Source organism: Salinibacter sp., assembly GCF_042218895.1.
Taxonomy (GTDB): domain Bacteria; phylum Bacteroidota; class Rhodothermia; order Rhodothermales; family Salinibacteraceae; genus Salinibacter.
In genome coordinates this window covers 1-5,248 of record NZ_JBDGQQ010000165.1, presented here as the reverse complement: position 1 = coordinate 5,248, position 5,248 = coordinate 1, and the positions used below count along the sequence as shown (strand labels likewise).

Below are 5,248 nucleotides of genomic sequence, written 5' to 3'. Positions count from 1 at the left end.
TCTTCCTCATGGGTCGTTCGAGACGAGGACGTAGATAGGCGGCAGGTGTAAGCGTGGTGACACGTTCAGCCGAGCCGTACTAATTACCCATAAGGCTTAACACCCCTATTTTGCATGTGCCATCATGCGGCTACGTGCTGCTTGCATGTTACTTTGCAGTGCTGTGTCCTCCGTCATGTCAGACATTCCGCTGGCTCTGTGCCAGCATCGAGTCTCCTGGTGATTATAGCGCGGGGGCAACACCTCTTCCCATCTCGAACAGAGAAGTTAAGTCCCGCAGCGCCCATGGTACTGGCTTTTCGCCGGTAGAGTAGGACGTTGCCAGGGTTCCTCTGAGGGACGCCGTTGCGGTTGCAGCGGCGTCCCTTTTTTATTTTTTGTTCTTGCGGGCTGCCGTTTTCAGCGGAGGAGTCGTTGTCCCTTCATGCCATTCCCGAAGGCAGTCAACTATTCAGGTCAGTTGCGGGTACATGACTAAAAACGAGAAGCACCGGCGGCACTTTCAGCCGGGGATTCTTTTTCATGCGTGCATCTCAATATGGAAAACGATCGCTCCACATCCTCTATCCCGACCTCAGGGGCGGGGGCAGGCAGGGAAAGCGGCCCGGCATCGTCCAATCGGCAGTTGAATCAGAGCGCGTCGGAGGTCGGGGGGGAAGAATCGAAAACGGAGCGACCTTCATTTTCTGGAGACGGAGCCATTCCCGAAAACTCGGTCTCATCGTCGGAGGAGGACTCCCCCCTGGCCGACTTCGACCCGCTGGCGCCCTACCGAGGGGCCGTCCGGCGGTTCTTCACAGTTTGGCGGCATGTGGCTGGCCTCCTGATGGGGGGGTACATCGCATACGTCCGATCCCTGCCCCGTGTGCAACGGACGGGCATGCGTTCGCTTGGCAAACGCGTGCTGGCAACGATCCTGACGCCATTTGTCCGGAGTGACCTGCGGGACCGTCCATTCCCCGAGCAGCTCCGGCGCCGGCTCGAAATTTTGGGCCCCACCTTTACGAAATTAGGGCAAATCATGGCCATCCGGGGAGACCTCCTGCCCAAGCCCATTACGCAGGAGCTGGATAGTCTGATGGATCACCTTCCTCCCATTCCGTTCGAACAGGTGGAAACCGTCATCGAACGGGAGCTGGACGCTTCCGCCGACACTCTCTTTCGGGAAATCGATCCGGAGCCGCTGGGCGCTGCCTCGATCGCGCAGGTGCACCGTGCCACCACCCACAGAGGCGACGACGTAGTGGTGAAGGTCATCAAACCGGGAATCCGCGACGTCGTAACCTCCGACCTGAAACTCCTTGAGTTCTTCGGGGCGTTTCTGCAGTGGCTACTGCCGCGCTACCAGCCGAAGCAGATCATCGAGGAGTTCAGTGCCTACACGAAGCGCGAACTCAACTTTGACTACGAGGCGGACCATGCGGAAATCTTCGCGGCCAACTTCCAGGACGTTCCGGGCATCGTGTTTCCGGAGGTCTACCGGGAGCTGAGCACCGATGACGTGCTCACAATGGAGTATCTGGGGGGCATCCGGCCCGGCGCCGAGGCCGCGCTTGAGCTGAGCGAAGAAGAGCGGCAGCGCGTGATCGATCTGGGAGCCTCGGCTATCATTCGGATGCTCTACAAGGACGGCTTCTTCCATGCCGACCTGCACGCCGGGAATTTGCGGATCATGCCCGGAGAGCGGCCAGAAGACCTACAAATCGGATTTATCGATCTTGGGATGGTAGGGCGCTTCCGAGCCGACCTGAAACGGCGCATGCTCTACTACTACTATGCCCTGGTGCGGGGAGATGTCGAAAGCGCGGCCCAGTACCTCCTCGACATGGCGCGCGTGGGGGAGGGGGGAGATCCGCAGGGCTTTCGCCGGGCCGTATCGGACATGGCTCGGCACTTCCTGATGCAGAGCAAGCAAGGGTCCATTAGTCTCGCGCAGGTGATCCTTCGGTCGCTGAGTCTAGGCGGTCGGTATCGCGTCTTCTTTCCGGTTGAGATGACGCTGATGGTGAAGGCACTCGTGACGTTTGAGGGAGTGGGCCGCAAGCTCGATCCAGACCTCGACGTTGTGGCGGTCTCGCGACGTCACGTGCAGCAGATCTTCCGAGACCGGTTCAGCCCCTGGAAGGTAGGGTCGGAAATGCTCGGAAGTGCGCCGGAGCTGGTGGACGCGGCGCTGAAACTTCCCCAGCTTCTGACCTCGGGTATGTCTCACCTTGAGGAGTCTCTTACGGCTCAGGAACCGGGCAATCCGTCCACAGGGATTCGCAGTGGCATTGTCGCGGGGGCCTGTATTGTTGGCGGCGTCATTGCGGCGGTGCAGGGCGGGCCGCTCTGGCTCTACATCCCACTCTTAATCATCGGTGCGGGGCTAGCCCTGTGGGCCTAACCGTACTCAGAGACCGCGCACGTCAGACCCATCCAGGCCACTCACCGGTGCAGAAACAACGGCTTCCCAGTTCTCGGCTCCGCCACTACGTGCTGGCCTCTCGGACGCAGAGGCGGTCGAGGAGGACATCGAGGCGGTCCAGCGACTCCTGAGTTTCATGCAGCACGGTCGCCATCGAGGCGTCGTCCGACCTGCCTTGCCCAGAACAGTCAGGCAACGCGGTGTCGTATAGGGTGCGGGTGTCATCCTCGAGGAGATCCAGGCGCAGTGACAACCCGTGACGTTCCAGAACCGGTCTGAGGTCGGGGGCGCGGTCCCGCAGATGCTGGCGGGTGGCCTGGTACGCGTGCTCGCAGACGTTGTGGCGGTTCCTGAAACTGAAGATGTTGGAGAAGAACAGGCTCGCGTCGTCGCACTCCGGCTCGATAAGGATGAGGTCGGCGTCCGGATGGGTATGTTTGTATTTCTTGAATCCGGTCTGCTTGCGCGAGTCAACGATGGCCCGAAACGTCTGCGAGAGCACCGACGGCAGGCCGCGATCCGCGAGACCTGCTTCGGCTCCGTTCCTACGCGCCCCAAGCAGCCGATGAGCATGCTCCTCAAGCTGCACGTTCATGGGAACGATGGGGTTGATGCAGAAGAGCAGGTCGGCCCCCGCGTCGAGCGCAACGCTCGCGTGCACCGTGCGGCGGGCCACGCCGTCGATGTAGTGCCGCCCGTCAATCTCGACGGGAGTGTATAGTCCGGGAAGGGCCGTCGAGGCCTGTACGGCTCGGGAAATGGGCACATCCTCGTGTCCTGGCTTCCCAAAAACTGTGATGTCGGCAGAGTCGAGGTCCATCGTCACAGTGTACAGACGGGAGTCCAGCTGACGGAAATCATTGGTCCGCCCGTTCGCAGAGAGAGCCTCAGCGAGGAAACGCTCCAGGGGAGAATTGTCGAAGAGGCCGGTTGGCACGACTGAGCCGAATGAGGCGAGAAGCCCAAGGAACGAAAGGTCTCCCGGGTTAAAGAGGTAGTGGCGGAGCGAAGAAAAGAGGGTCCCTGGCAGGCGGCGCAGACGCCCGGCGTACTCGCGCAGCGCTGGTCGAAAAAGAGCCTCGGGGTCTAGGTTCAGGGTTGTGTCGTGCGATTCTGCGACGACTGCCTGACTGAGTTCCCGGGTCGACACACCGTTTGCCAGCAATCCGCTCATAAGGGCTCCCGAGCTGACCCCCACGTACACGTCGACGTCGTACAGACTAACGCCCTCAAGAGCCTCGTCGAGAGCACGAAGTGCCCCAACTTCGTAGATGGCGCCCTCGACGACCCCTCCTGCGCAGGCAAGACCAATTGTACTGGAACCCGTGGAATTGACCGGTGTCATCGCGCGTGTACTGTCGATTGTGAATCCAGTCCGTTCGCAGTATTGACTGGATGCGGAAGCGGTTCCAGCCTGCATAAAGCCAGGCAGATAGGCCCGTCCCGGCGCCGGTACGACGATGGAAACATTGCTTCGCAAAAAAAAAGGGAGCCCCCGTTCATCAGGAGCTCCCATCCTTCGAGAAGACTCGTCCGAAGGGGCCAGAAAAGACCTGTGCTACTCCTCATCGGAGGAAGAGTCCTCACCTTCAGAGGAGCCATCCTGCTTCGACAGCGCGGCGGTTAGGTCGTCAACCTGCTGCGACAGGGTGTCGACCTTTTCCGCCAGCCGATCGACTTCGTCACGGGTGGGCACCCCGAACTGCTCGAGCGCAGCGTCTACAGTCTCTTCGAGGCTCGACCGGGTCTCCTCACTTACCTCCTCAATCTGGGCGAGGGCCTCATCCCGCTGCTCGCGGGCCTTCTCGGTGGCCTCTTCGAGCTCGCTCCGGCGCTCTTCTTCGAACTCCTGACCTCGGTCGATCAAGCGCTGAAAGAGTTTAGTACCTTCCTCCTCGACGGTGGCCAGGGCACCGAGGCCGGCCAGCCACACCTCGCGGCCGCGTTCCGTAAGCTCGTCCTGTAGAGACTCGAATTCGGGAGTGTCTTTGTCGCTCGTCATAGCGAATGTGGGCTGATTGTGAGAGGGTCGTTGAGAGAATGAAAGGGCTCAGTTGGTTCGAGGGGAAGAATCGCTGGGGGAAGACGGGGCATCGGTGGCCCCGTCGCGACTCTGCTCCTGGGCGGCAGAAGACCCGCGCCGCTGCTCGTCGAGGTCGTCGAGCAGGACGGTCAGGCGGTGCTCCAGGCGGCGCAACTGCCGGCGCAGTTCGTCCAGTTCCTGCCGCCGGGGACTCTGGACAAAGCGCTGGAGCTGGCCCAGGGAGCGTTGCATCAGGTCGTCGACCGTCGTGCGAATTTGCCCCAGGCCGCTATCGAGAGCCGCCCCACTGCGGCGAAGCAGGTCGTGGAGCAGCTCGGAAGGAATCACCTGATGGCCGCTCTTCCCCTCCTCCAAGATGATCTGGGTGAGGGTCTGGGCCGTGATGTCCTCTCCCGTCGCGTTGTCCACAACCTCAACAGTCTCGCCGTTGCGAACGAGATCGGCGATATCGGCCAGTGACACATACTCGCTCATTTCGGTGTCGTACAGCTTCCGGTTGTCGTAACGCTTGATTCGGCGAGACATGGGGGGAGGGACCAGAAGTACTGGCGTAACGCACTGCGTCATATCGTTCGGTTTATTTGACGCACTGCGTTACGAGGTGATCCCGAGACATCCGGCCGTACGGACTGTCAGAAGCCCAACACCCGGCGTACCTCCGTCGGCGAGGACGAGGCACATCACCCGCATGCGTGCCCACTGTGCAGGTAATCCTTCCGAGGCTGCGTCCACTGGCTGTCGATAATGCAATTTCAATCGGTCTGCTTGGGAATAGGCTCTACGCTTCTGCAATCGTA

At 60.8% G+C, this 5,248-nt stretch carries 4 protein-coding genes and 2 rRNA genes; 3 read left to right on the top strand and 3 right to left on the bottom strand.

The genetic code is table 11. The features are described from left to right. From ABEL04_RS13690 to ABEL04_RS13680, 3 genes are all read left to right on the top strand, one after another. Positions 1–104: ribosomal RNA gene (locus ABEL04_RS13690) — 23S ribosomal RNA — on the top strand; the annotation flags it as partial. A 111-nt stretch (positions 105–215) separates the two neighbouring features. Then, a 5S ribosomal RNA gene (gene rrf, locus ABEL04_RS13685) occupies positions 216–327 on the top strand. A 211-nt stretch (positions 328–538) separates the two neighbouring features. Beyond that, positions 539–2,386: an ABC1 kinase family protein gene (locus ABEL04_RS13680; protein WP_375802954.1), complete on the top strand. Its 1,848-nt coding sequence runs from the start codon at positions 539–541 to the stop codon at positions 2,384–2,386. A gap of 85 nt (positions 2,387–2,471) precedes the next feature. Here the strand turns inward: ABEL04_RS13680 and ABEL04_RS13675 are convergent, their stop codons facing one another. The 3 genes from ABEL04_RS13675 to ABEL04_RS13665 form a co-directional block, all read right to left on the bottom strand. After that, positions 2,472–3,752: a patatin-like phospholipase family protein gene (locus ABEL04_RS13675; protein ID WP_375802953.1), complete on the bottom strand. Its 1,281-nt coding sequence runs from the start codon at positions 3,750–3,752 to the stop codon at positions 2,472–2,474. A gap of 213 nt (positions 3,753–3,965) precedes the next feature. Beyond that, positions 3,966–4,409, bottom strand: coding sequence for a phasin family protein (locus ABEL04_RS13670; RefSeq protein WP_375802952.1), 444 nt, complete (start codon positions 4,407–4,409; stop codon positions 3,966–3,968). A gap of 48 nt (positions 4,410–4,457) precedes the next feature. After that, complete coding sequence (locus ABEL04_RS13665) at positions 4,458–4,976, bottom strand: polyhydroxyalkanoate synthesis regulator DNA-binding domain-containing protein (protein ID WP_375802951.1); 519 nt, start codon at positions 4,974–4,976, stop codon at positions 4,458–4,460. Positions 4,977–5,248: the final 272 nt, after the last annotated feature.